Source organism: Serratia sp. B501 (assembly GCF_051172315.1).
In the GTDB taxonomy this organism is placed as follows: domain Bacteria; phylum Pseudomonadota; class Gammaproteobacteria; order Enterobacterales; family Enterobacteriaceae; genus Serratia; species Serratia ureilytica.
The window spans coordinates 202,419-226,984 of record NZ_JBPIZB010000001.1 but is presented as its reverse complement, the minus strand read 5'-3'; the positions used below and the strand labels follow the sequence as shown (position 1 = coordinate 226,984).

Here is a 24,566-nt window from a genome sequence, read left to right as displayed (position 1 = left end):
CGTTATTCTGAGGCCAGCGCCAGGATCTTTTCCTGGTCCGCGTCGTCTTTGTCCAAAATGCCGGTGATGCGGCCGCCGTGCATCACCATCACCCGATCGCTCATGCCGAGGATCTCCGGCAGCTCGGAAGACACCAGAATGATGGCGACGCCGCGGTTGGCCAGCTCGCTGATCAGGCGGTAGATTTCCGCTTTCGCCCCCACGTCGATGCCGCGCGTCGGTTCGTCGAGTATCAGGATTTTCGGCTGCGCCAGCAGCCAGCGCGCGATCAGCACCTTCTGCTGGTTGCCGCCGCTGAGGTTATTGATGATCTGATCCATGGTCGGCGTTTTAATGTTGAGCTTCTTGATCTGCGCCATGCAGTCTTTGGCCATCTGCACATGGCTGACGAAGCCGTTCTTGCCGATGTATTCCGACAGGTTGACGATGCTCATGTTTTCGACCACCGACAGCACCAGAAACAGGCCGGACTTCTTGCGATCTTCGGTGAGAAACGCCAGCCCGCTCTCGATCGCCTTCGCCGGGGAATCCACCTTCACCGCCTGGCCTTCGATAAAGATCTCGCCGCCGTCCGCCGGGTGCATGCCGAACAGGCTTTCCATCACTTCGCTGCGTCCGGCGCCCACCAGCCCGGCGACGCCGAGGATCTCGCCGCGTTTGACGCTGAACGAGACGTCGTGGAACCAGCCGCTGCGGCGCAACCCGGCCACCCGCAGCACTTCCTCGCCGATGTTGTTGTTGAATTTGGGGAACATCTGCGTCAGCTCGCGCCCCACCATCATGGTGATCAGCGACTGTTTGGTCAGATTTTCGGTTTTGTCGCAGGCGATGAAGGTGCCGTCGCGGAAAATGCTCACTTCGTCGGTGATGGCGAAGATTTCGTCCATCTTGTGGCTGATGTAAATGATGCCCTTGCCCTGCTCGCGCAGCTCGCGAATGATGGCGAACAGGTGCACCACTTCACCTTCGGTCAGCGCCGAGGTCGGCTCATCCATGATCAGCACGTCGGCGTTGTAGGATACGGCCTTGGCGATCTCCACCATCTGCTGGCTGGCGATGCTCAGTTCGCCCACCAGCGTTTCCGGCCGCAGTTTGATGTTCAGCCGCGCCAGCAGCTCGCGGGTTTGTTCATTCAGCTGTTCGTGGTTGACGAACCCCAGCCGCGCCGGCTCACGCCCCAGCCAGATGTTTTCCGCCACCGTCATGTAGGGCACCAGGTTCAGCTCCTGGTGAATCATGGAAATGCCCGAATGCAGCGCCTGCAGCGTGTCGCTGAAGGTCACCGGCCGGCCTTTGATTTTGATCGAGCCCTCATCCGGGTGATAGATGCCGATCAGGCATTTCATCAGCGTCGACTTGCCCGCGCCGTTTTCGCCCATCAGCGCATGCACGCTGCCGGGTTTGATTTTAATCGAGACCTTATCCAGCGCTTTGACGCCGGGGAACTGCTTGCTGATGCCTTCGGCCTCAAGAACATAAGGGTACATACCGCTTACCTCCGCACTGACCCACGTTTTCTGCCGCAGGCGCTACACCTGAGCGCCCGCGGCAGGCTTCAAGGCTTATTTTTTGTTTTTATCGGCGAATTGCTGGTAATTGGCCTGGGTGATCAACTGATAAGGGATCAGCACGTTGCTCTCCACCTTCTCGCCTTTCACCAACTGAACGGCGGTTTGCACCGCGCCTTCGCCCTGGCCTTTGGCGTCCTGGAACACGCTCAGCGCCAGATCGCCTTTTCTGATGAATTCCAGCGCATCGGGCGTGCCATCCACGCCGGCCACCCGCACGCCGGACTTTTTAGCCTGCTTGAGCGCCAGGATGGCGCCGATGGCCATTTCATCGTTGTTGGAGGCGATGGCGTCGATCTGCTGGCCGGTCAGCACCCAGTCAGTGGTGATATCCACCGCATCTTTACGCGTCCACTTGGCGGTTTGCTTATCGACAATCTTGATGCCGGGATAGTTGGCCGCCACCTCTTCCACGCCGCGGGTGCGGTCGCGGGTCGATTCATTCGACAGTTCCCCCATCAGGATCATCACGTTGCCCTTGCCGTTCATCAGCTTGGCTAACGCTTCCATCTGCAGTTTGCCGGCCAGCTTGGAATCGGAGCCGACGTAGGCCATGCCGGCCGGGAGCGTCACTTCCGGCTTGCGGTTGACGAACACCAGCGGGATCTTGGCGTTCTCGGCCAATTTGATCATCGGCTTGACGCCTTGGGTATCCACCGGGTTGAGGATGATGGCGTCGACGCCCTGGCTGACGAAGTTTTCGATTTGTTGAATTTGCTGCGCGATGTCGCCCTTGGCGTCTTCGAACTGGCCGCTGACGTTGCCGTCGGCTTTCATTTTGTTTTGCATCGACTGGCGCAGAATGGTGAGGAAGTTGTCATCGAAGTAAGCCATGGAAACGCCGATCTTGATGTCTTTCGCCAACACGCTGGCCGGCAGCATGCACATCAGTACGGAGGCGGCGATCAGTTTCTTCAGCTTCATGTTCGTTACCCTTTAATCGTTAGAATGAAGTGGTCTGTTGATTGACAGCTAATGAAAGATATTTTTTACATTCAAACAACATTACGGTCGGTATTATCCCTTTGATACGGCGAAATTACCGCGTTATCCCCGTATTAAGGCCGTGAACAAAATGGTGATCGATATCTCAAAACAGATTAAAAACAATCAATTGAAATAAACCCCTGGCAGAGCAAGCCGCGTCTTCGCTGCTTTTTTAAATGTTTATTTCATAATTGAGATTATTGAAACTTTTTAACCCAAACAAGCGAAACATGCGTTTTGGAATGGCTTATTAACAAAAACATGACACGGATCTAACAAATGCAGTGAAAGCCGTCGGGTAACGCGCCCCGCGCGTGCGCCACGCCGGGCGTCGGCAAAAACTGCGAGCGGGCGCGCAGTTTGCGGTTTCCGCGTTTCCCGACCATCCTTACTCGGCAATAATGGACATATCCCTATCTCAGGAGGACCTGACATGCAGCTCAGCAGTAAGGTGCGGATGAACCGCCTGTTCAATAACGGCAAGTGCCTGGATGTGGCGATCGATCACGGCATCGCCAACGAACCGGATTTCTTAATCGGTCTGGAAGATATCGAACGGGTGATGGGCAACCTGATCGCCGCGCGCCCCGACGCCATTCAGGTCAACTACGGCCAGGCGGAGCTGCTGCAGCGCGCGCCGCAGCGCGAAAAGCCGGCGCTGGTGATGCGCACCGACGTCGGCAACGCCTATAACGCCGCACGCCACCGTGAGATGTGGGCGGTGTTGCACAACCCGGAAGCGCCGATCCTCGCCGCGCTGCAAATGGACGCCGCCGCGGTGGTGGTCAATCTGTATATGATCCCGGATGAACCCGGCATTTTCCGCCAGTGCGTAGAGAACATCGGCCGCCTGCGCCACGCCTGCGATCGCTACGCCATGCCGCTGATGATCGAACCGCTGGTGATGGCCCCGGCCGGCCAGGGCGCCGCCTACGGGTCGCTCGGCGACGTGGAAAAGATCGTGCCGCTGGTGCGGCTGGCGCGCGAACTGGGCGCCGACATCATCAAGGCCGACCCGACCGAACGGGTGGAAGATTTCCACCGCGTGGTGGAAGCGGCGCGCTGCCCGACGCTGGTGCGCGGCGGCGGCAAGGGGGAGCTGGGCCCGGTGCTGGAGAAATCCGCGGCGCTGATGGCCCAGGGCGCGTCCGGCATGGTCTATGGCCGCAACGTGTATCAACACAGCAATCCGTCGCAGGTGGTGCGCGCCCTGATGGCGATCATCCATCAAGGCGCCAGCGGCCAACAGGCGCTGGAGATCTACCACCAGCAGTGACCCGCTTTTGTAACTAAAATAACCCCTTCGCGACCCGGCAGCATGCTATAACCTGCTGCCGGTAACTGCAGCTTGCCTCATTCCTCGCTAGAATACGCCGTGATATCGCCATTCGGAGAACCGCCATGCCAAAACAACGGGTGCCGCTCAAGCTGAGCACCTCCATCACGCTGATGGTGTCCGCCATCATCGCTTCGGTGCTACTGGTGGTGTTCGCGCTGTTTTTCGTGCAAATGAGCCGCGAAGGGCAAGATCAGCTGCAGCAAAAAGCCATCGCTATCGCCAACACGCTGGCGCTCTCGAGCACCGTGATAGACGGCCTGCAGCGACGCGATCAAAGCGGCGCCGTGCAGCGCTTCGCCGAGCAGGTGCGCCATCAAAACGAGCTGCTGTTCGTGGTGGTGGTGGATATGCAGGGCATCCGCTATTCGCATCCCAAACCCTGGCTGATCGGCAAACATTTCATCGGCGAAGATCTGGCGCCGGCGCTGCAGGGCAACGTCAACAGCGCCATCAACCGCGGCACGCTGGCCCCGGCGCTGCGGGTGTTCGTGCCGGTGTATGACGAGCAGCGGCGGCAAATCGGCGTGGTGGCGCTCGGCATCGCGCTGGACACCGTGCAGCGGGTGGTGGCGGAAAGCCGCTGGATCATCTATTGGACCATCGCCTTCGCCGCGCTGGTCGGCAGCCTGGGCACTTTTTTCCTGGTCTCCGCGCTCAAACGCATCATGCTGGGTTTCGAGCCTTACGAAATCTCCAACCTGTTCGAGCAGCGCAACGCCATGCTGCAGTCGATTAAAGAAGGCGTGATCGCGGTCGATAATGATTCCCGCATCACCATCGTCAACGACGAGGCCAAGCGCCTGCTGCGCCAGAGCGGCCCGGTGGAAAACCTGCTGCTGGACGCCGCCAGCAAGCATTGGCCGGCGCAGCTGCATCTGGCGGAAGTGCTGGCCAGCGGCAAACCGCTGCGCGATCGACAGATCAGCTTCAACGGCAGCGAACTGCTGACCAATACCGTGCCGGTGATCGTCAACGGCCAGGTGACCGGCGCCATCGCCACCTTCCGCGACAAGACCGAGGTCAGCCGCCTGCTGCAGCGCCTGAGCGGCATGGCGCACTACGCCGATGCCCTACGGGTGCAGTCGCACGAATTTATGAACAAGCTGCACGTGATACTCGGCATGCTGCACATGAAGGCTTATCAGCAGTTGGAAAACTACATCATCAATACCGCCAGCAACTACCAGGAAGAGATCGGCGCGCTGCTGCGCAAGATCCACTCGCCGGAAGTGGCGGGCTTCTTCATTGGCAAGATCAGCCGCGCCCACGAAGCCGGCATCGAACTGACCATCGAGGAAACCAGCCTGCTGCCGGAAACCGACGACGCGGAAACCACGCACGTGCTGATCAGCGTGCTCGGCAACCTGATCGAAAACGCCATCGACGCCATCGACGGCGTTGAAGGCCACGAGATCGGCCTGAGCTTCCATCACCACGACGATCAATTACACTGTATCGTCAGCGACGACGGCCCCGGCATCGATCCGGCGATCGCCGCGCACATCTTTGAACACGGATTTTCCACCAAGGGAACGGGACGCGGCATCGGCCTGGCGCTGATCCGCAGCCATCTGGAGAAACTGGGCGGCGGCATCGATTTCGAGTCCGAACCGGGCGAGCTGACCCAATTTTTCGTGCACCTTCCCTATCAGGCCAAGAGCGAAACCCATGATTAACGTACTGATTGTCGACGACGACCCGATGGTGGCGGAGCTGAACAAATACTACCTGAGCCAGATCGGCGGTTTTCACTGCCAGGCGACGGTCGCCACCCTGGGCCAGGCGCGCGCCCTGCTGGCCGACGCCAGCGTCAGCATCGATCTGGTGCTGCTGGATATCTACATGCAGCAGGAGAACGGGCTGGATCTGCTGCCCGGCCTGCGCGAGCTCGGCGAGAAGACCGATGTGATCATCATCTCTTCCGCCAGCGATGTGAACACGGTGCAAAAGGCGCTGCACTACGGCGTGGTGGATTACCTGATCAAGCCATTCCAGTTCAGCCGCTTCAAAGAGGCGCTCAGCCACTATCGACAACAGTCGCAGCTGCTGGCGCAGCGCGAGTTTTCGCAGGCTGACGTCGACAGCCTGCTGCGCCGCCAGCCCGGCGGCCAGGAGAGCAAAAAGCTGCCGAAGGGCCTGACCAGCATCACCCTGAGCACGGTCTGCGAGTGGATAGAACAGCAGCACGACAGCGAATTCTCCACCGACAACCTGGCCAACGCCATCGGCATTTCGCGGGTGTCCTGCCGCAAATACCTCATCTACCTGGCGGAAAGCGGCATTCTCGGTACCCGCATTCTGTACGGCGCGACTGGCCGCCCGGTCTATCTGTATCAGCTGAAGCCGGACGCGATCGCCATGCTGAAAGAGCATTGCCGCCCGGCATAAACGACGCCGGGCGCTGCAAGCGCCCGGACGTTGAAAGCTAGAAGTTGTACATGTAACACCTCGCCTCGCGGTGAGGATCTTTCGAGTGTATCCGCAGGCAGCGCTGCTTTTTCTGCTGTTGCTCCAGGTGACGCTGCTGCCGCTTGGCGGCTTCTGCGGCCTCGCGCTGCTGCTCACGCGCGATCGCCTGCTCATTGGCCTGCGTCAGGCTGTCGACATTCCACACCTTGTGGCGCAGCGCGCTGCGTTTTTTCTGGTACTCCTCGGGGACTTTATTGTCGTTCGGCGGCGCCGCGTGGTATTCCAAATCCACCCGCGCCTGCGCAAAGCAGGCGCAACACAGGGCCACGCCGACCAACACTAGCCTTTTCATCGATAAACTCCTGACAAATCCCTGTTCTCATCTTTAGCAATTCAGCGGCCGGCCATTCAGCCAGGCGCGGCAATAAACGCCGACAAACGGTCGATGCGGCCCCGTCAGAGACGTCCGCCGCAGACGCAGCGACAGGCAACGGACGATATCGGCACCCTGCTCACAGGCCGATCGGGCGCTCTGATGCCCCTGCGCGGAAGGTCTCGCCGCTTCCTGCGTTTGCAACCGGATTTCCAACGCTTCCCGCTCCGCACGCAGCAGTGCCAGCTGCATGCGCTCCGCCTGAATCTGTTCAGCCAACCAAATATGCTGCAACAAGCCATCCAGCCGCGCCGGACACCCCGCCGCAGAGGGACTTTCCGTCGAGGCGCCGGGCGAGGAATGGCGATCGATGAACGCCTGACTGCAAAATGAGGCCAGCAGCGCCAGCGCCGCAGCGATTAACGAAGGTAGTTTCAATACACAAGCTCCATGAATAAGCCGACTGGGGCGCGCCGCGAAAAACGACGCAGAGAACCGTTCAACAGCCGTTGAGTGAAGACACCTGAGGCTCCGCGGGATCGGGCGCATGTTGCCCTCCCGTCGCCGGCGCTTTCGCGTTTTCGGCATCGCATTCCGCCAGACGCGCCAAGGTTTCGGCCTCATTCTCCGTGGGCGGGGTCGGCTCAGCCATCTCTTGTCGCAGGCCATGCGCCAGCTCTTTCAATTTCTTCTGAAACAGCACGGGAGAAATTCCCTCGCATTGCCGATCGTAACGGGCCGCATTTGCTTGCAGACTCAACAACGACATTATCAACATGGCGACAATACGCTTTGCCATTGAAAACTCCTGTAAGGATGTCTGGGTATGTTGATATATATTCAACAAGCAGAGATTCATCGTTTAAAGATAAATAACGCATCGGAAAAACAGAGTAGCGAATTAATAATAAACCGTTCCACAATATCTTTGAGATAACGTCTGCCGCCCCGCCGAATAAAGAGCAGCGGTTAGCGCCCCCCTATTTTCGACCAGTCCAGCGTACCGCCGATACCGACCCGGCCTTCATTCAGCACGGCAGCGGCGGATTCGCCGGCGATAATGCGCTGTTTCTGTTCTCGCGTTGCGGGCTGCGGTGTCCCCCAATTCCCCCAGTGAGTGGAGGAGGATGAGGATGAAACAGTGGGGTGAATGGCACTGCATCCGTTTAATACAAGACACAATGCCAGAAGAGAATTACGCCATGTCATACTATTTCCCTTAAAATAACGCTATTGGTAGTGACGGTAAATGAAAAACGAGTTTATTTAGTTTAATAACTTTCGCCGCATGCAATCGCCTGCGACAAAAAGAATACGCAAGTGTTAATCACCCGTTATTTTAATTAACCTGAATCAAACAAATATCGTTCAATAACACAACGCTAATCGCAGAAATGGGCCAGCAGGTTCAGCGCACTTCCGAGTGCGCTGGGATCTTACTCTTCGCCGTCCGGCTGCCAGGCCAGCAGATCGCCAGGCTGGCAGTCGAGAATGCGGCAGATCTTGTCCAGCGTTTCCAGCCTGACTCCCTTGACCTTGCCGTTTTTCAACAGAGACAGGTTTTGCTCGGTGATCCCCACCTGCTCCGCCAGCTCCTTTGAACGCATCTTCCTTTTGGCCAACATGACATCAAGACTTACGATTATTGCCACTCTATTCTCACACGAAAGAAAGCTGTTCTTCATTCAGCCGCAACGCTTCCAGAAATACCCGGCTAAATACCAGGATTGCGCAGCCTACGATCAGCGAGCGCACCGACTCGCTATTGACGCCATAATAAAGGATAAACAGCATTTTTTCATCGGCGGTCAATACCATCACCTGCAGCAGACCGGCTAACGACGGGAACAACACATCGACGATCAGCAAGATGCCAATGATCTGCAACAGCACCATATTGTTGCGATGCCACACGTTGCCGCGGAAGAATTGATAAAACAGCCCGGCGCCGCACAGCAGCGCGCTGTAATAGGGCAAATAACCGAGCATGTCGATAACCAGCGTGGCGAACAGCGCCCAGCGTTGCTGCGGGATCGCGTAGGCGAGCAGCTCCGGGTAATATTCCCGGTAAGAGGCGACGATATCGCGATAGGCTACGCCCTGCAGCCAGTCCCGCACGATGATGAACATCTCAACGCCGGTGCTGACGATCAGCATCGCCATGATGAGCAAACACAGACAACGCACATACAGCGGCAGATGGATCCTTGGCGCAGCGCCCATAATTTTCTATCCCTTAATCAACAGCAATAAATTATCGTAAAACGATAATTTATTGCTGTCAATGATCAAGTGGACTGATGAGTCAGGCGGTGGTCGCCAACGCGCGGACAATAAAAAAGGCCGGGCTAACCCGACCTTGTTTGACCGCTCGACGCGCTTAGACCAGTTCGATCACATCGAAGTTGGCTTCGCCGCTCAGATCGGCATCGTAATCAACGCCCTGCAGACCGAAGCCGAACAGGCGCAGGAATTCCGCCTTGTAGCCCTGGTAATCGGTCAGGTCGTTGATGTTGCTGTCGTTAAGCTGCTTCCAGATTTCACGGCAGGTTTCCTGCACTTCGTCACGCAGTTCCCAGTCATCCAGGCGCAGACGGTGTTTCTCGTCGGTATCCGGCGCCGCACCGCTGTACAGCTTGGTGGCGAACAGACGCTGGATCTGCTCGATGCAGCCTTCGTGAATGCCCTGCTCCTTCATGATCTTGAACACGATGGAGATATACAGCGGCATCACCGGAATGGCGGAAGAAGCCTGCGTCACCACCGACTTGAGCACCGCAACGTAAGCCGCACCGCCTTTGGCCTGCAGCTTCTGGTTGATGGCGTGCGCCGCGCGATCCAGATCTTCTTTCGCCTTGCCCAGCGTACCGTGCCAATAGATTGGCCAGGTCAGATCGGTACCGATGTAGGAGTAAGCGACAGACTGCGCGTTATCCGCCAGCACGCCCGCTTCGTCCAGCGCGTCCATCCACAGCTGCCAGTCCTGGCCGCCCATCACCTTCACGGTGTCGGCGATTTCTTGCTCGTTGGCCGGCTCGACCACGGCCTCAACCAGCACGTCTTTGTTGGTGTCCAGCGCGACGGATTTGTACGGCTCGCCGATCGGCTTCAGTGCGGAACGCACCACTTCGCCGGTTTCCGGCATCTTACGCACCGGCGAAGCCAGCGAGTAAACCACCAGGTCAACCTGACCCAGGTCTTTCTTGATCAGATCGATAACGGTCTGACGGCACTCGTTGGAAAATGCGTCGCCGTTGATGCTTTTCGCGTACAGGCCTTCTTCTTTAGCTGCCTTGTCGAAACCGGCGGAGTTGTACCAACCGGCGGAACCGGTTTTGCCTTCGCTGCCAGGCTTCTCGAAAAATACGCCGATGGTGGCCGCACCGCTGCCGAAAGCGGCATTGATGCGCGAGGCCAGACCGTAACCGGTGGATGCACCAATGACCAGCACCTTTTTAGGCCCGTTTTTCAGTTCGCCGCGCGACTTAACGTAGGCGATTTGCTCACGGACGTTGGCTTCACAGCCTGCCGGGTGAGCGGTGGTGCAGATAAAACCACGAATTTTAGGTTTGATAATCATAGTAATTTTTTCTTGGTAGCTAAAAACCGAAGGACAATATACCTGATTTTCTCGATATACTTAAGAAAGTGCGAAAACAAGCGCAGTGAACAGACCAGTCAACGGCCCTGCGACACAGGCAAAGGATAATGATAGCAGGCCAGGTTGCTATTGCCCGGCCTGTTGAGGGTCATGCCTTGTGCTTTTCCAACTGCTCGATCAGCGTGTAACGCAGCGATGAGGCGTCGGCCGGTACGTTCTCCACCGGGGTGACGCGCACTTTCAGCCGATACTGATAGCCTGGTTCGAAGGTGAAACCCTCGATGCCGGTATAGAACAACTCCCACGGCTGCTGCGCGGAGCGGCGCACCTGCATGCACTTCATCGGGCCGACGCCCACGCAGTCCACCAGCGCGCTGTTGACCAACAACACTTCCGTTTGGCCTTCTTTCGCGTTTGCGGGCTGATTCATCGAGGTTCCCTCCTGGCTGCAGCCGGCCAGCGCGGCCAACGCAACAAATAACAACGCTTTAATTTTCAATGTACTGCACCAATAGTCATCCAGGGGCGCCATGCTAACAAATTAACCGGCTCAAGAGAACGGATAGCGATACGGATCCACACGCCCAAAATATCATTCCTCGGTGCTCTATCAGTCTGGAAAATATCGCAAAATAAACCCCCTGTTCTTATCCGAACCGGTAATTACCCCCGCTATTTTTTCTGTTAAAACAGCTGGCTTGCGCAAGCTTTACTGAATTTAACTGAATCGATAAAGAGGGAATTTTATGCAAGAGATCGATGCCAAACACTTTCACCTGATCGCCGGCGCCGGTAACTTTGCCGACAACCGCGGCAGCAATGGCCGCGTCAACAACAACGGCGGCAACAAGAACGGGGGCGGGTCATCCAATCAGGGATTCTACGGCAAGCACACCTCGCCGGATTGCGTTAACGGCGTGATCACCGGTTCTCTGGGCGGCCTTGGCGGCCTGGCGGTGGGCGCGCTCAACGGCGGCTGCTTCAAGGAAGGCAGCAAAGGCGGCGGCAACGTCGGCATGGGGAAAGGCGGCAACAAAAACAGCGGCAGCAACTGCAATAGCAATAAAGGCGGCAATACCTGTTCGCGCTAAGCGGTTTTAATTAATCAAAGCCCCGGCTGAGCCTCTCTCCGTTCGGTCGGTGCTTTCCGTATTTTTGGTGATAACCATGTTTAAACTGTTTCGTACCTTATGCCTGCTGCTCGGCTTCTGGATCGCCACCCTGCTGCTCAGCGGCGCGGGGGTCTCCTTTACCCACGGCTACGCCGCGCCTAAAAATCTGTCGCATTTCGTCGTCTCGCTGGTGGTGGTCGGCGCCATCCTGCTGTGGACCCATAAATTGCTGCGGTTCTTTTTTGCCGAGAAATTTGAGAAGAAACCGCGTTAAGCCGTGTTCTTATTGGGAGCGCCGCCCGCAACGATAAAACCGGCATCGCGAATCGCCGCCTTAACCTGCCTGGCGTCCATCACGGCCGTTTTCACATAGCCAAAAAAGGCCACCCGTGCGCTGGGCAAACGGATTGGCGTCGCCAGTTGGGCCATAAGATCACGATTGCGCTGCGCCATCAGCTCGGCGCGCGCCCGCCAAAACGCGGTGGCATCGGCGCGTGTTTCAGTGACGGTGTCGAACCGAGACGCCAACTCGCTGAGCGCCTCCCACTCAGCCAACAGGGCGGCGACCACTTCAGGATGAGCCACCTGCTCCCAGTCAGAGGGTAAGGCCCCCTCACGCCACGCATTGAAATAGCCGGGCAACATCATCTTTAGTTGACTCAGTTGCTCGTTCACTGCGGGCTACCTTTTATAGCGCCTGATGCCGGGATATTTCCCATAATGACACTCTCGTTAAACCGTTGATGGGAGCAATGGCCGAAGCTTATCAGCGCCATACGCCATAGATGACGTAATGACTTTTGGTGCGACCAAATTAGCGTTAGGTGCGGTTGGGGAGTGCAGGAGTGCAGGAGTGCAGGAGTGCAGGAGTGCAGGAGTGCAGGAGTGCAGGAGTGCAGGAGTGCAGGAGTGCAGGAGTGCAGGAGTGCAGGAGTGCAGGAGTGCAGGAGTGCAGGAGTGCAGGAACACTAACGCATCAAAAATATTTGTGAAGCTGTAATTTTAGAATCATTCAATATGCCAAAGATGTGCGAAAAGCGTTCACTAAGGCTGACCTATTTGAGTCAGGGCTAGCAGGCACTACTGTTAAATCAGGGTCTTTCTTAGGGATCAGGAAAACCTGACTTTTTACCTGTGCTCTTATATTCCGTAATTGAAACCATTGGTTGTAAGGAACAGTTCCAGCTAGTTGTTGGATATCCAGCACGGCTTTGTTGAATAAATCAGATTTAAGGAGAGTTTCCCTGTATCGGGCTATCGTTTAGGCAATACGCACACTTTCTGGCATGCCAGCCTTTATCATTTTGTTCAGCGCACGCACCATAGCCAAAGCCTCTGCAACCTGACCGTCGTATTCACGCAACGTCAGTGTTCCGCCGAACAACTGTTTTATTCTGTACATCGCCGTTTCGGCTATTGAGCGACGATTATATTCCGTTGACCATTTCCATCGCGCATTACTCCCGCTCAGGCGCTGATTCGCAACTGCACGGTTTCGGTCTGCATACTCCTCAGGCCAGTAACCCGCTCCCTTTCGGGGAGGGATGAGTGCTATGATTTTCTTACGGTGCAGTTCATCGTGGCATCGTCGTGTATCGTAAGCCCCGCCTGCCGCCGCAGACTTTATTTTTCGGTGTGTCTGTCGGATAAGACCCAGGAAAGCTTCTGTATCGATCACGTTGTTCAGCGACAGGTCAGCACAGATAATTTCATGGGTTTTTGCATCCACTGCCAGATGCAGTTTACGCCAGGTACGACGCCGCTCCTTGCCGTGCTTTTTAACTTTCCACTCCCCTTCACCGAAAACTTTCAGCCCCGTGGAATCAATCACCAGATGCGCAATTTCACCCCGGGTGGGCGTTTTAAAGCTGACATTAACCGACTTTGCTCGTTTGCTGACACAGGAGTAGTCCGGGCTGCGCAGTGGAACCCTCATCAGGGAAAAATAGAATCAATAAAGCCCTGAGCTGCCCGCAAGGTCAGTCGGAAAACGCACTTAATCACGAGGACGGTTGTGATGGCCAGGTCAGAATAGCGCTGAGGTCTTCCCCGTGATGAGGATGCTGCTGAGTCGTACCACGCCTGAATGGCTTCATTGTCGAGCCAGAAAGTGATGGAGCCACGATAGATGAGGGCTTTGTTGTAGGTCTTCCAGTTGATGATTTTGTACTTCTGTTTTGCCACGGGGTGCCTGCGTTATCAGGATGATGCGTGCTCTGATCCTACCGTTGAGCAAAAGTTCGATTTATTCAACAAAGCCATCCAACACCTCACAGTTACCGTTCGTCGCCTGCTCTGTATGTGGCTATTTTGCGGATCGTAGACTACTTTGGTATCCAGATTATTGAAAAAACAAATTATTAGAACGAGGTAGGTATAATTATCTAATATGGCATGTAACTTTCTTTATGATAACATGACTAAGATTTAACCTTGCCAAGATAAAAACCACTGGAGATTATTATTAAAAATGAGAAATATTAGCAATCTAATAATACCATCTGTTGACGCCATTGATTATACATCCTCTGAAAAGAAAAATTTCTTTAAAGAATCATATTTATCAACAAGTTTCTCTGATAAGGCTTGTGAAGAAAACTGCTACTATTTTGTTGGTGAAAAAGGAACTGGAAAAACAGCTTTAGCTTTTCATATACAAAATAATGAGCCTAATGACATCAATGCAAAGTTATTACCAATTTCCGAAGCGCAATATACTAGATTTATCAATTTAAAAACATCAGGAAAATTGGCGTACACTGACTACCCCATTATTTGGCGAGCTACAATACTTTACTTAATCTGCAAACTTATAATTGAAAAAAGGAAGCGTTGGTATCATAGCCTAACTAAAAAATTCAACAAATTACAGTCAGCCATAACAACCTACGATAAGGATGCTCACATTCCTGAGTTAGAGTATGTTATAGAATTCGCAACCTCACTAACGGAGGGAGGAAAGATATCAGCCAATCTTCCAGAGGCATTTAAACTTGCGTTAGAATCCAGTGAGACAAATTCAGTTAAAACAACCCAAACATCAATAAAAGCCTCCTTGCTTGAATGTGAGAAAGTTCTTAAAAACAGTCTTTACGACCTTAAGCTAAACAAACAAGTTGTATTATTTCTCGATGGTATTGATGCGAAACCCGGTGGGATAGAGTTTATAGAATATCAGAAATGCATAGCAGGGCTAGCTGAAGCCGCATGGAGTTTGAATAAAGATTTCTTTTCGAATTTTAAACACTCATCAAAGAAACCAAGGGTTGTTTTACTTCTTCGTCCAGATGTATTTGATTCATTAAACTTGCACAATTCAAACTGCAAGTTAACTGATAACTCTGTAATCTTCGATTGGGGTTCCTCTAGACTTGGTTATAAGCACTCTGACCTTTACAAAATGTCTGACAAATATTTTAATTCACAAAACGATGGTAAATTCGGATGGGAGGATTATTTTCAAGACACTTCACTACCCAATAGAAACAAATCATATAGAAAGCTATTGAGAATATCATACCAAAGACCTCGCGATATTTTCTCCGCAATTAAAATCCTCATAGGGTTATATAAGAAAAATGGTAGGAAAGGCTCTGAGCTTTTTACTGGGCAAGACATTCACAGCCCTGAGTTCACTAAGCTTTACTCCCAATATCTCCTTGGTGAAGTTAAAAATTACTCAAACTATTATATATCAAATAGCCAATTCGACATTCTCATATCATTTTTCCAGCATTTTGACGGAAAGAGTAATTTCACCGAAGAAGAATTCGAGGAAGCGTATAATAAATTCAGTATAAAACTTGGTGATGAGATTAAAGGAGCGCCGAACATCACTACCGATTATGCTTCCTTCTTGCAATTTTGGTATGACGTTAACGTTATTGGTTACAAAGAAAGAATAGCAGAGGAAAATAATAACTTTTACCACTGGTCTTATCGTGAAAGAAATGCAATGAATGTAATGCCAAAAATAAAAAAAGGGTGTATTTACATCATACACCCTGGCATTGCAAAGGCATTAGACATCGGAAAACCAACGATCAGGGAATAGTTTTCACTATAGAATAAACATTGGGGGGGATTCCCCAATGTTTATTCTTAGAGCATTTTAATTTAAATTTTAACAGAAGAGTTTTATTCTAGAGAAAGAGAAGCATGGTCGACTGCCGCCAGAGAAAGAGTTCACTCAAAAACTGCTTGGCCATAGGATGACACAGAAGCACCTGGATACCCGTAGAAAGGAGTTCATTCTGTTGTGACGAAAAAAAAGACCGACTATCAAAATTCGTGGGAATTTCGTGTTTTTTCGTGGATGGGTGAAATTTTCCATTATAAATCAATCACACAAAAAAAGACCGAATACGATTCCTATATTCGGTCTAGGGAAATGGCTCTTGGGAGAGAGCCGTGCGCTAAAAGTTGGCATTTAATGCAGGGCTTGTTCAGCCGTGCACTTTAAGAGTAGCCTACCGCGCCAGTTTTGCCAGCCGCCCGGCGGCCGCGTGATAGTTTCGTGACGAAATAACTATGCGGCAAATGCGCATCAATCTGCGCGCGCTGGGCAAGGCGTTGGCAAACAAGCGGTTAGTCAGCACACAGCTTCTCGGCGCGTTCGATAAACGGCGCCATGCTCATTTTCTTCCCCGGTTCAGCGGGATCGTCCAGCAGGATCACGTCCAGCGGCTGTGCGCGCTGATGGCCCTTCTTCACCTGCTGCTCCGCCGCGTCGTTGAGCGGATATTGCATCAGGGTGCTGTTATTCAGCACGAACAGCGCGCCGCCGCTGCGGCACTGCAGCGTCACCTCTTCCTTGGTGAACGCCCACTGTTTGCCGTACTCCAGTTTGGTGATGTTAACCAGTTTGTCTGCCGCCAGCGCGCCGGTCGCGGTTGCCAGCAGCGTAATGCCGAGTAATACCGATTTCATGTGATGGCCTTAAGGTTGCTATTCGCGTCGATTTTCCCGCAGCTTGCCGGCCTGCGGCAAGCTGAAATGTCAAACCGGCGCATAGGTTGCAAATAAACTGACCAGCAGCAGCACCGCCATCCCCAGCCCGACTTCGAGCCAGCAGGCCAGCACCACCCCGCGCTGCGCCAGCGCCGGTACGCGGCTCATCGCCGGCACGATGGCGTAGCGATTGGCCAGCGCCACCATCACCATCAGCGCCACCAGCGCGGTTTTGATCAGCAGCAGGCGCTGATAAGGCGAGCTGAGATTAAGCGGCCAACCGCCGAGTATGATCAGGCTGTTGACGATGCCGGTAACAATCACCGCCGCCACCGCCAGGTGCCCCCAGCGCGAGAAACGGATCAGCGTGGTAATGGCGTCGCTGCGCCATTGCGGCGGCTGCAGGTAGCGCAGGCAGACCAGCAGCGGCGCCAGGCTGCCGAACCAGTAACCGGCGGCCAGCAGGTGCACCGCATGGTTGGCGCGGTGCAGCGCGCCCAGCGCGCCTTCGTGCATCGCCGCGTGGCCGATGAACGCCAGGCTCACCAGCAGCAGCGCTGAGCACAGCGCCACTGCCTGCGCGCGCGGCCGTTCCGGCAGCAGCAGGCTCAGGATCGCCAGCAGCGACAGGCCCAGATGCCAGCGCCACACTTCGCCGAAGGTGGTGCCGAGCACCGCCCACCAAACCTCCAGCCGCCAGGCGTCTTGCCAACCGTCGCCCATCTGCCCGGCCTGAATGGCCAGCAGCGCCACGGCGGAAAGCCCGGCAGCCCAGGTACCGGCAAGCAGCAGCGGACGCACATCGCGGGAGAGGATCGGGGAAAGGCGCTGCGGTGCCAATAAGGCGGTGAACAGACTGATGCCAAACATCAGCATCACCGCCGCAAAGTGCACCAAGCGACACAGAACGAACAGGGTCGCCAGACTCACGATCAGTTTACGGTGAAGCTGTACTGGCCTTTGGTTTTATGCCCGTCGACCGACACCACATGCCAGCTGACGTTGTATTTGCCCGCGCTCAGCTCGCCTTCGATCGGCACGTTGACCTGGGTGTTGTTGTTCGGATCGAGCTGCAGCTTGCCGGTTTTCACCACGGCGTTATCCGGGCCGGTGATTTTCACGCCGCTGAAGTTCGGCTCGATGCCTTCGGAGAAGCTGAGAGTCAGCGCCTTCGGCGCCGGGCTGACGCTGGCGTCGGCCTTCGGCGTTTCCACTTTCAGGTGAGCGTGCGCTAACGCTTGCTGTGAAGACAGGCCAACGAACAGGACGAAAACGGTGGAAAGCAGGCGACAGGAGGAACGAATTTTACCGATCACAGTGGTATCCCTTAACAATATAAAGAGGGTCATAAGGGTTAAGGCCACAGCCAAGGCGATGTATCAGCGGCCCCAACCCACCGCAAATGATTGCGCCACGGGTAAACAGAAAAACGGGTTGTATCGGCTAACCCGCTGTTTTGACTCTACCATCCCTGTAGCGTATCGCGGTAAATCATAGCGAGCACGCCTCAGCAAGTCGAGCGCATCACTGGCATTTTGCGATCCGGCAGCACGTATCGCCGCATAACCGCGATAAACGCAGGGTAAAAAAAACCACGCGTCGGGTTTGCCCCGCGCGCGGTTTTTCAATGTTCAGTCAGGGATCAGGCCTGGCCGTTGCCGCCCTGGCCCATCGCGCCCATTTTCTTCAGGTCTTTGTCGATGAAGAACAGGCCTTTGCCGCTGGTGCCCACCAGCGCCAGCTTATCCAGCACGGATTTGAACAGTTTCTCTTCTTCGTGCTGCTCCGCCACGTACCATTGCAGGAAGTTGAAGGTGGAGTAATCGTGCGAGGACATTGCCGCGTGCGCCAGCTCGTTGATCTGACGGGTGATCAGCTTCTCGTGTTCGTAGGTCTGTTCGAACACGTCCGCCAGCGACTCAAACGCCACCGGCGGGGCCGCGATAGTGCCCAGCAGCGGCAGAGAGCCGGTGTCGCTCAGGTAGTCGAACAGACGTTGCATATGCTGCATCTCTTCCTGAGAGTGCTCTTTAAGAAATGCGGCGGCGCCTTCAAAGCCTTTGTCGCTGCACCATGCGCTCATCTGCAGATACAGGTTGGCGGAGTAGAACTCCAGATTCAGTTGCTCATTCAGCTTTTGAGTCATTTCTTGCGTCAGCATAATGATTCCTTTTATTTTGCAGGTCATGAATTTAATTTTCGCGCATTATGCCCTGTCGCCGTAAAAATAAAAACACCTTATTTACATTCAAACCAAATCAATTACAAAAACAAATTATATCAATAAGTTAAAATATCATAAAATTATTGGTAATTAACATGAGAATTATTTAGATCTTTTATTTTAATCAAAAAGCGAATCATTCTTATTTAAAAGAATAAATAGATTGCATTACTCTTGGATAAATATCGCCCGCCGCCGCGGCGCAACGGGCTTGCCAAGCGCCGCCGGGTGGATTACCTTCTGCGCAGATTCAATGCGGCAAAGTAAGGAGCATAAGGTGGGTTACAATCTGGCCGAGTTGTCCAAAGAAGAAATGGACAGGGTGAATGTGGATCTCGCCGCCTCAGGCGTGGCGTACAAAGAGCGTTACAACATGCCGGTGATCCCGGAAGTGGTGGAGCGCGAACAGCCGGAGCCGCTGCGCGACTATTTTCGCGAGCGCGTGGCGCACTACCGCGCGGAATCCCACAAGTTTTCGCGTCTGCCTTACGAACCGAAGGCCAAATAACAAAACCCGCCGTTACGGCGGGTTTTTCGTGTCACTTGCCGGCGAATCGATCGGTGGCGATCATCAGCTGGTGCAAAATGCCCGGTTCATCAAACGAATGCCCCGCCCCTTCCACGATATGCAGCTCCGCCTCCGGCCAGGCCTTGGCCAGATCCCAAGCGTTCTGCACCTGGCAGGCCATGTCATAGCGGCCGTGGACGATCACCGCCGGGATATGGCGGATCAGCGGCACGTTGCGCAGCAGTTGGTCATCGCTCTCCAGGAACCCCAAATGCGTGAAGTAGTGGTTTTCAATGCGGGCGAACGCCAGCGCGAAATCATCCTCGCCGAACGAAGCGGATTCACGGCTTGGCAACAGCGTCACCGTTTCCCCTTCCCACACGCTCCACAGTTTGGCCGCTTCGAGCTGCACCTGCGGATCGGCTGAAGTCAGCCGCTGCCGATAGGCGGCAATCACGTCTTTGCGCTCGTCATCCGACAGAATGGACAGCACGCGCTCCCACTTGTCCGGGAAGAAGCGCGAAGCGCCGTCCTGGTAATACCAATGCAGCTCCTGCTTGCGCAGGGTAAAGATACCGCGCAGCACCATTTCACTGACGCGCGCCGGGTGGGTCTGCGCATAGGCGAGCGCCAACGTAGATCCCCAGGAGCCGCCGAACACCAGCCACTGCTCGACGCCGGCCATTTCGCGCAGCCGCTCGATATCGGCCACCAAATGCCAGGTGGTGTTGTTGTCCAGGCTGGCGTGCGGACGGGAGCGGCCACAGCCGCGCTGATCGAACAGCAGCACCTTGTAGCGCTCGGGATCGAACAGCTGGCGATGATGCGCAGAGATGCCGCCGCCCGGCCCGCCATGAATGAAGACCGCCGGTTTACCGTTCGGGTTGCCGCTCAGCTCCCAGTAGATCCGGTGGCCATCCCCAGTGTCCAGCCAACCGCTGTCGTATGCCGCTAACGGCGGGTACAAACCTCGTAATTGTTCCATGGCGCTTTCCGTCTCTCTGTGAGTCATGCTTTCATCAAAGCGGAAGCCGCCCGGCAGGTCAACGGTAAAACCTGAAAACTCGAACGCGCGCCGGGAACTCGGCGCGCGTTTGCTCAAAATCGCAACGACCCGCCTGCAAAACACCCACAGGCCCGATCAGTTCACGCCTTGTTACGCCTACACACCTTTACGCATATGCGGCTCGCGCATCTCCTGTGCGGTTTTCGCCTCGATGCTCAGTTCCGCCGTCGGGCGCAACATCAGGCGTGCCAAGCCGATGGGTTCGCCGGTTTCCCGGCAGTAGCCGTATTCGCCGTTCTGCAACCGCGCCAGCGCCGCATCGATTTTCGGCAGCAGGCGGCTTTCGCGATCCAACTGGCGGAACAACAGGCGCAGCTCTTCTTCGCGCGCCGCCTTGTCGGCTTCATCGCCCGTCGCTTCGCCGCTGTCGATCGCCTTCTTCAGCTCATCGATGTGCAACAGCAGTTTTTGCCGCTCATCCTGCAGCAGCTGGCGGAAAAAAGCCCGTTGAACCGAGTTCATGTAATCAGAATCCGGCATGGCCAGCAGTTGCTGCGCATCCGGTAATGTCATCACTGTCATTGCGTTCTCCGAACCCTAAAGGTGTAATATTATAACATAATAAATATTTTAAGCACCCGGTCATCCAAAAACAAAATTTCACGTGCAAACAGCAGGTTACATACTACTTGCACTTTGTCGCTTGCATCCTGTCGGCTTTAGGCGGTTAATGGCTGAGCAAGCCACCCAATCATAGGTAACGAGAGGCCATCATGAGTAAGGGAATGGATAGCAAAAAAAATGCGAAGAAGAAGCCGTTGAAAACCCCAGCCGAGAAACGTGCGGAGAAACGCGCCAAAAAAGCGCATCCGTCTGGTGAGTAAGCGTCCTTCCATCCGTCATTAAACCCGCCAAGGCGGGTTTTTTATTGCCTCACTGGAGAGATGGCCAATGCCGTGCTTTACCCTCGCCGCAGCCCAATACCCCGCCGCTGCGGCCAATATCGCCTGCAACCTTGAACGTCACCTTGAATTTGTCGCGCAGGCAGCCGAACAGCAGGTGCAACTGCTGGTTTTTCCCGAACTGTCGCTAAGCGGCTATGAGCTGGCCGATGCCGCCGAACTGGCGCTGACGCTGGGCGATCCGCGTCTGCAACCGCTCGCTGCGGCGGCGCAATCGCATCAGATGACGATCATCGTCGGCGCGCCCTTGCGCAGCGGCCAGGCGCTGCATATCGCCGCCTTGATCTTTCCCCCCAACGGCGCGGTGGCCGCCTATACCAAGCAACATCTGCACGGCGCGGAACAGCAACGGTTCTTGCCCGGTAATGGCGGCACGCTGCTGGAAATACATCGGCAACGCATCGCGCTGGCTATCTGCGCCGACACCTCGCAACCCGGCCACGCAAGCGCCGCCGCGCTGGCGGGTGCGCAGATTTATGCCGCCGGCGTGCTGGTATCTGAAGCCGGTTACGCGAAAGACAGCGCCGCGCTGGCAGGCTATGCCCGTCGTTATGGCATGGTCACGCTGATGGCCAACCATGCGGCGCCGACTGGAGGCTGGATCCCGGCAGGCCGCAGCGCCATCTGGGATGAAACGGGAGCGCTTTTGGTTGCCGCGCCGGATGACGCCCCTGGTCTTATCATCGCCGACAGGACCCGCGACGGTTGGCACGGCCGCCTGTGCCGGTTAAGCTGAAGCCTGACGGCAACGCGGAGGAAAGCATGACGTTACGCGTAATAGATACCGAGACCTGCGGGCTGGACGGCGGCGTGGTGGAAGTGGCCTCCCTCGATCTGCTCGACGGCCAATTGACCAACCCGATGAGCGACCTGATCAGCCCGGACCGCCCCATCAGCCTCGACGCGATGGCTATTCATCACATCACCGAACAGATGGTGGAAGGCAAACCGCGCATTGCGGTGGCGATCGGCCGCTATCAGGGCAGCCCCTACTACGTGGCGCACAACGCCGCCTTTGATCGCGGGGTGTTGCCGGAGATGAACGGCGCCTGGATCTGCACCCTCAAGCTGGCGCGCACGCTGTATCCGGACATCAAGTACGGCAACCAGTATCTGCGCTACGCGCTGAATCTGGACGTGCAGTTGCCGGCAGACGCCACGCTGTACCCGCACCGCGCGCTGTATGACTGCTACGTCACCGCCGCGCTGCTGCAACGCATCATCAAGGATTCGGGCTGGACGCCGGAGCAAATGGTGCAGATCACCGAACAGCCGGTGCTGCTGAAGAAGTTCAAGTTCGGCAAGTATCGCGGGCAGGAGATCGATCGCATCGCCCAGGAAGACCCCGGCTATCTGCGCTGGATGCTGAAATCCATCGACGATCTGAGCCCGGACATGAAACACACGCTGAAATACTATCTGATTGGCTAACACGGCGGGCGGCGCAGGCCGCCCGCCGAACGCTATTATTCCGCCAGCGCCAGAATGAAGGCGTACTCCAACGCAATATCCTCATAGGCCTTGAAGCGGCCGGATTTGCCGCCGTGGCCGGCATCCATGTCGGTATACAGCAGCAGCTGCCGATCGTCGGTTTTCAGTTCGCGCAGCTTGGCCACCCACTTGGCCGGCTCCCAATACTGCACCTGCGAATCGTGCAGGCCGGTGGTCACCAGCAGATGCGGGTACTCCTGCGCTTTCACCTGATCGTACGGGCTGTACTGCTTGATGTAGTCGTAATAGGCCTGCTCGTTCGGGTTGCCCCACTCGTCGTATTCGCCGGTGGTCAGCGGAATGGACTCATCCAGCATGGTGGTCACCACGTCGACGAACGGCACCTGCGCCACCACGCCGTGGAACAGCTGCGGCGCCTGGTTGATCACCGCGCCCATCAGCAGGCCGCCCGCGCTGCCGCCCATCGCGAACACCCGCTTGCCGTCGCCGTACCCCTGGGCGACCAGCGTTTCGGTCACGTCGATAAAGTCGTTGAAGGTGTTCTGCTTGTTGAGCAGCTTGCCGTCTTCATACCACAGCTGCCCCAGCTCGCCGCCGCCACGAATGTGCGCCAGCGCGAACACGAAACCGCGATCCAGCAGGCTCAGGCGGCTGGCGCTGAACGCTGGATCCATGCTGCTGCCGTAAGAGCCGTAGCCATACACCATCAGCGGGTTGGCGCCGCGCTGGAAGCTGTCCTGGCGATACACCAACGAAACCGGCACCTCGACGCCGTCGCGCGCCTTCACCCACACCCGCTCGCTGCGGTAGTTGTCCGGCGTGAAATTCTTCACTTCCTGCTGTTTGAGCATCGTCCGCTCGCCGCTGTCCATGTTCAGCTCGTACAGCGTGGTCGGGGTGGTCATCGACGAATAGCCGTAGCGCAACAGCGCGGTTTCCGGATCCGGGTTATACGCCAGCCAGGTGGTGTAGGTCGGATCGTCGAAGGCGATGCGCTTCTCTTCGCCGCTTTGCCAGTGGATCTGGCGCAGCAGCGTCAGGCCGGCATTGCGCTCTTCCACCACTAACCAATCACGGAACAGGCTGAAGCCCTCCAGCATCACGTCGGCGCGCGGGGCGATCAGCGTCTGCCACTGCGCTTCGTCCGCCTGCTCGCTCTGGTACAGGCCGAAGTTCTTGCCGTCCTTGTTGGAGCGGATATAGAAATGCTGGTGATAGTGATCGATGGCGTACTCGTGATCCTTGCGGCGCGGCACGAACAGCTGCGGCTTGGCGTCCGCCCGATCGGCGTCCAGCAGCAGGATCTCCGAGGTGGTGGTGCTGCTCAGGTGGATCAGAATAAAGCGCTCGGAGGTGGTCTTCTCCAGCCCGACGTAAAAGGTATCGTCCAGCTCTTCGTAAATCAGCTCGTCCTGCTGCGGATCGCTGCCCACCACGTGGCGATAAACCTGATACGGCAACAGCGTCTTGGCGTGCTTGCGCACGTAGTACACCGTCGAGGAGTCGTTGGCCCACTCGAAGCTGCCGGAGGTGTTTTCCAGCACTTCGTCGGCCCAGCTGCCGTCGGCCAGGTTCTTGAAACGAATGTCATACTGGCGGCGCGACAGGAAATCCTCCGCCACCCCCAGCCGCTGGTTGTCGGGGCTGACGTCCAGTCCGCCCAGGGTGTAAAACTCGTGGTTCTCGGCGCGCTGGTTGCCGTCGATAAGCACATCCCACCGCTCGCTCTCGGCCTGCGGCTGGCGCACATAAATCGCGTATTCGTTACCCGGCTCGTAGCGCGTCTGATAACGATAGCCGTGACGCACGTAAGGCACCGAATGTTCCTGCTGCGGGATGCGCGCCACCATCTCTTCGTACAGGGTTTCGCGCAGCGCCTGCTGCGGCTTCAGCATCGCATCGGTGTAGGCGTTCTCCGCCTGCAGGTAGTCCAGCACCTGACGGTCTGCGCGCTCGTCGTCGCGCAGCCAGTAGTAGTCATCCACGCGCGTGTCGCCGTGGATGGTGATGGGATAAGGGCGTTTTTCCGCTTTTGGTGGGGTCATCATTGCTAAATCATCCGCTTACATAGATTG

26 protein-coding genes and 1 pseudogene are annotated in these 24,566 nt (G+C 55.9%); 9 read left to right on the top strand and 18 right to left on the bottom strand.

The genetic code is table 11. The features are described from left to right. Positions 1–2 precede the first annotated feature (2 nt). A complete protein-coding gene (locus ACSBQV_RS01265; RefSeq protein ID WP_033642731.1) occupies positions 3–1,487 on the bottom strand; it encodes a sugar ABC transporter ATP-binding protein in 1,485 nt (494 codons plus the stop codon). Between the two features lie 75 nt (positions 1,488–1,562). Then, positions 1,563–2,492, bottom strand: coding sequence for a sugar ABC transporter substrate-binding protein (locus tag ACSBQV_RS01260; protein WP_033652022.1), 930 nt, complete (start codon positions 2,490–2,492; stop codon positions 1,563–1,565). Positions 2,493–2,988: 496 nt separating this feature from the next. Here ACSBQV_RS01260 and ACSBQV_RS01255 point away from each other — a divergent pair, with 496 nt between their 5' ends. From ACSBQV_RS01255 to dcuR, 3 genes are all read left to right on the top strand, one after another. Beyond that, on the top strand, positions 2,989–3,831 hold the full coding sequence (locus ACSBQV_RS01255; protein WP_033642729.1) for a class I fructose-bisphosphate aldolase: 843 nt from the start codon (positions 2,989–2,991) through the stop codon (positions 3,829–3,831). A 125-nt stretch (positions 3,832–3,956) separates the two neighbouring features. Beyond that, a complete protein-coding gene (locus tag ACSBQV_RS01250) occupies positions 3,957–5,570 on the top strand; it encodes a sensor histidine kinase (RefSeq protein ID WP_099782356.1) in 1,614 nt (537 codons plus the stop codon). After that, positions 5,563–6,282 (top strand): two-component system response regulator DcuR, encoded by a 720-nt coding sequence (gene dcuR / locus ACSBQV_RS01245; protein ID WP_033642727.1) that lies wholly within the window; start codon positions 5,563–5,565, stop codon positions 6,280–6,282. Before ACSBQV_RS01250 ends, dcuR begins: the two co-directional genes overlap by 8 nt. Positions 6,283–6,319: 37 nt before the next feature. On the opposite strand, the gene ACSBQV_RS01240 is transcribed toward dcuR, so the two are convergent. The 7 genes from ACSBQV_RS01240 to ACSBQV_RS01210 form a co-directional block, all read right to left on the bottom strand. Next, entirely contained in the window at positions 6,320–6,655 is a 336-nt protein-coding gene (locus ACSBQV_RS01240; RefSeq protein WP_099782357.1) for a hypothetical protein, read from the bottom strand. Positions 6,656–6,688: 33 nt separating this feature from the next. Then, positions 6,689–7,114 carry a hypothetical protein gene (locus ACSBQV_RS01235; protein ID WP_050440156.1) on the bottom strand — a complete coding sequence of 142 codons (426 nt, stop codon included), beginning with the start codon at positions 7,112–7,114 and terminating at the stop codon, positions 6,689–6,691. Between the two features lie 61 nt (positions 7,115–7,175). Beyond that, complete coding sequence (locus ACSBQV_RS01230; RefSeq protein ID WP_033642724.1) at positions 7,176–7,475, bottom strand: hypothetical protein; 300 nt, start codon at positions 7,473–7,475, stop codon at positions 7,176–7,178. A gap of 637 nt (positions 7,476–8,112) precedes the next feature. After that, complete coding sequence (locus tag ACSBQV_RS01225; RefSeq protein WP_025302459.1) at positions 8,113–8,328, bottom strand: helix-turn-helix domain-containing protein; 216 nt, start codon at positions 8,326–8,328, stop codon at positions 8,113–8,115. Positions 8,329–8,335: 7 nt separating this feature from the next. Then, complete coding sequence (locus tag ACSBQV_RS01220) at positions 8,336–8,899, bottom strand: DUF2975 domain-containing protein (RefSeq protein ID WP_033642723.1); 564 nt, start codon at positions 8,897–8,899, stop codon at positions 8,336–8,338. A gap of 157 nt (positions 8,900–9,056) precedes the next feature. After that, positions 9,057–10,256 carry an enoyl-ACP reductase FabV gene (gene fabV / locus ACSBQV_RS01215; protein ID WP_099782358.1) on the bottom strand — a complete coding sequence of 400 codons (1,200 nt, stop codon included), beginning with the start codon at positions 10,254–10,256 and terminating at the stop codon, positions 9,057–9,059. Positions 10,257–10,425: 169 nt separating this feature from the next. Next, on the bottom strand, positions 10,426–10,776 hold the full coding sequence (locus tag ACSBQV_RS01210) for a DUF4377 domain-containing protein (RefSeq protein WP_099782359.1): 351 nt from the start codon (positions 10,774–10,776) through the stop codon (positions 10,426–10,428). 247 nt (positions 10,777–11,023) lie between these two features. Here ACSBQV_RS01210 and ACSBQV_RS01205 point away from each other — a divergent pair, with 247 nt between their 5' ends. Both ACSBQV_RS01205 and ACSBQV_RS01200 read left to right on the top strand, forming a co-directional pair. After that, positions 11,024–11,368 (top strand): hypothetical protein, encoded by a 345-nt coding sequence (locus tag ACSBQV_RS01205; protein WP_033642719.1) that lies wholly within the window; start codon positions 11,024–11,026, stop codon positions 11,366–11,368. Positions 11,369–11,444: 76 nt separating this feature from the next. Next, positions 11,445–11,663, top strand: a complete 219-nt coding sequence (locus tag ACSBQV_RS01200) for a hypothetical protein (protein WP_004940942.1) — start codon at positions 11,445–11,447, stop codon at positions 11,661–11,663. On the opposite strand, the gene ACSBQV_RS01195 is transcribed toward ACSBQV_RS01200, so the two are convergent. Continuing rightward, positions 11,660–12,064, bottom strand: a complete 405-nt coding sequence (locus ACSBQV_RS01195; RefSeq protein WP_099782360.1) for a hypothetical protein — start codon at positions 12,062–12,064, stop codon at positions 11,660–11,662. The genes ACSBQV_RS01200 and ACSBQV_RS01195 overlap by 4 nt on opposite strands. Positions 12,065–12,650: 586 nt before the next feature. Further along, positions 12,651–13,611, bottom strand: a pseudogene (locus ACSBQV_RS01190) (IS5 family transposase); the annotation flags it as partial. A 248-nt stretch (positions 13,612–13,859) separates the two neighbouring features. Between ACSBQV_RS01190 and ACSBQV_RS01185 the strand changes: the two are divergent. After that, the gene (locus tag ACSBQV_RS01185; protein ID WP_143557033.1) at positions 13,860–15,443 is read left to right on the top strand and encodes a P-loop ATPase, Sll1717 family; all 1,584 of its coding nucleotides are present in this window, start codon (positions 13,860–13,862) and stop codon (positions 15,441–15,443) included. Between the two features lie 533 nt (positions 15,444–15,976). On the opposite strand, the gene ACSBQV_RS01180 is transcribed toward ACSBQV_RS01185, so the two are convergent. The 4 genes from ACSBQV_RS01180 to ftnA all read right to left on the bottom strand — a co-directional run bounded on the left by ACSBQV_RS01180 (position 15,977) and on the right by ftnA (position 18,500). Further along, a complete protein-coding gene (locus ACSBQV_RS01180) occupies positions 15,977–16,318 on the bottom strand; it encodes a YebY family protein (RefSeq protein ID WP_016928154.1) in 342 nt (113 codons plus the stop codon). 69 nt (positions 16,319–16,387) lie between these two features. Next, positions 16,388–17,269, bottom strand: a complete 882-nt coding sequence (copD, locus tag ACSBQV_RS01175; protein WP_099782636.1) for a copper homeostasis membrane protein CopD — start codon at positions 17,267–17,269, stop codon at positions 16,388–16,390. 2 nt (positions 17,270–17,271) lie between these two features. Further along, positions 17,272–17,688 carry a CopC domain-containing protein YobA gene (gene yobA, locus ACSBQV_RS01170; protein WP_046686875.1) on the bottom strand — a complete coding sequence of 139 codons (417 nt, stop codon included), beginning with the start codon at positions 17,686–17,688 and terminating at the stop codon, positions 17,272–17,274. 293 nt (positions 17,689–17,981) lie between these two features. Beyond that, positions 17,982–18,500, bottom strand: coding sequence for a non-heme ferritin (ftnA, locus tag ACSBQV_RS01165; RefSeq protein ID WP_033642716.1), 519 nt, complete (start codon positions 18,498–18,500; stop codon positions 17,982–17,984). A 340-nt stretch (positions 18,501–18,840) separates the two neighbouring features. On the opposite strand from ftnA, the gene ACSBQV_RS01160 reads away from it, so the two are divergent. Then, positions 18,841–19,071, top strand: coding sequence for a DNA polymerase III subunit theta (locus ACSBQV_RS01160; RefSeq protein WP_033642715.1), 231 nt, complete (start codon positions 18,841–18,843; stop codon positions 19,069–19,071). 31 nt (positions 19,072–19,102) lie between these two features. Here the strand turns inward: ACSBQV_RS01160 and pip are convergent, their stop codons facing one another. Together pip and dksA are read right to left on the bottom strand one after the other, a co-directional pair. Beyond that, positions 19,103–20,056, bottom strand: a complete 954-nt coding sequence (gene pip, locus ACSBQV_RS01155) for a prolyl aminopeptidase (RefSeq protein ID WP_089192588.1) — start codon at positions 20,054–20,056, stop codon at positions 19,103–19,105. 177 nt (positions 20,057–20,233) lie between these two features. Next, a complete protein-coding gene (dksA, locus tag ACSBQV_RS01150; RefSeq protein ID WP_033652008.1) occupies positions 20,234–20,659 on the bottom strand; it encodes an RNA polymerase-binding protein DksA in 426 nt (141 codons plus the stop codon). Positions 20,660–21,028: 369 nt separating this feature from the next. Between dksA and ACSBQV_RS01145 the strand changes: the two genes are divergently transcribed. Together ACSBQV_RS01145 and exoX are read left to right on the top strand one after the other, a co-directional pair. After that, positions 21,029–21,775: a carbon-nitrogen hydrolase family protein gene (locus ACSBQV_RS01145; RefSeq protein WP_099782638.1), complete on the top strand. Its 747-nt coding sequence runs from the start codon at positions 21,029–21,031 to the stop codon at positions 21,773–21,775. A gap of 26 nt (positions 21,776–21,801) precedes the next feature. Continuing rightward, positions 21,802–22,470: an exodeoxyribonuclease X gene (exoX, locus tag ACSBQV_RS01140; RefSeq protein WP_033644251.1), complete on the top strand. Its 669-nt coding sequence runs from the start codon at positions 21,802–21,804 to the stop codon at positions 22,468–22,470. Between the two features lie 35 nt (positions 22,471–22,505). Here exoX and ACSBQV_RS01135 read toward each other — a convergent pair whose 3' ends face one another. Next, a complete protein-coding gene (locus ACSBQV_RS01135) occupies positions 22,506–24,539 on the bottom strand; it encodes a S9 family peptidase (protein ID WP_099818190.1) in 2,034 nt (677 codons plus the stop codon). Between the last annotated feature and the right edge of the window lie 27 nt (positions 24,540–24,566).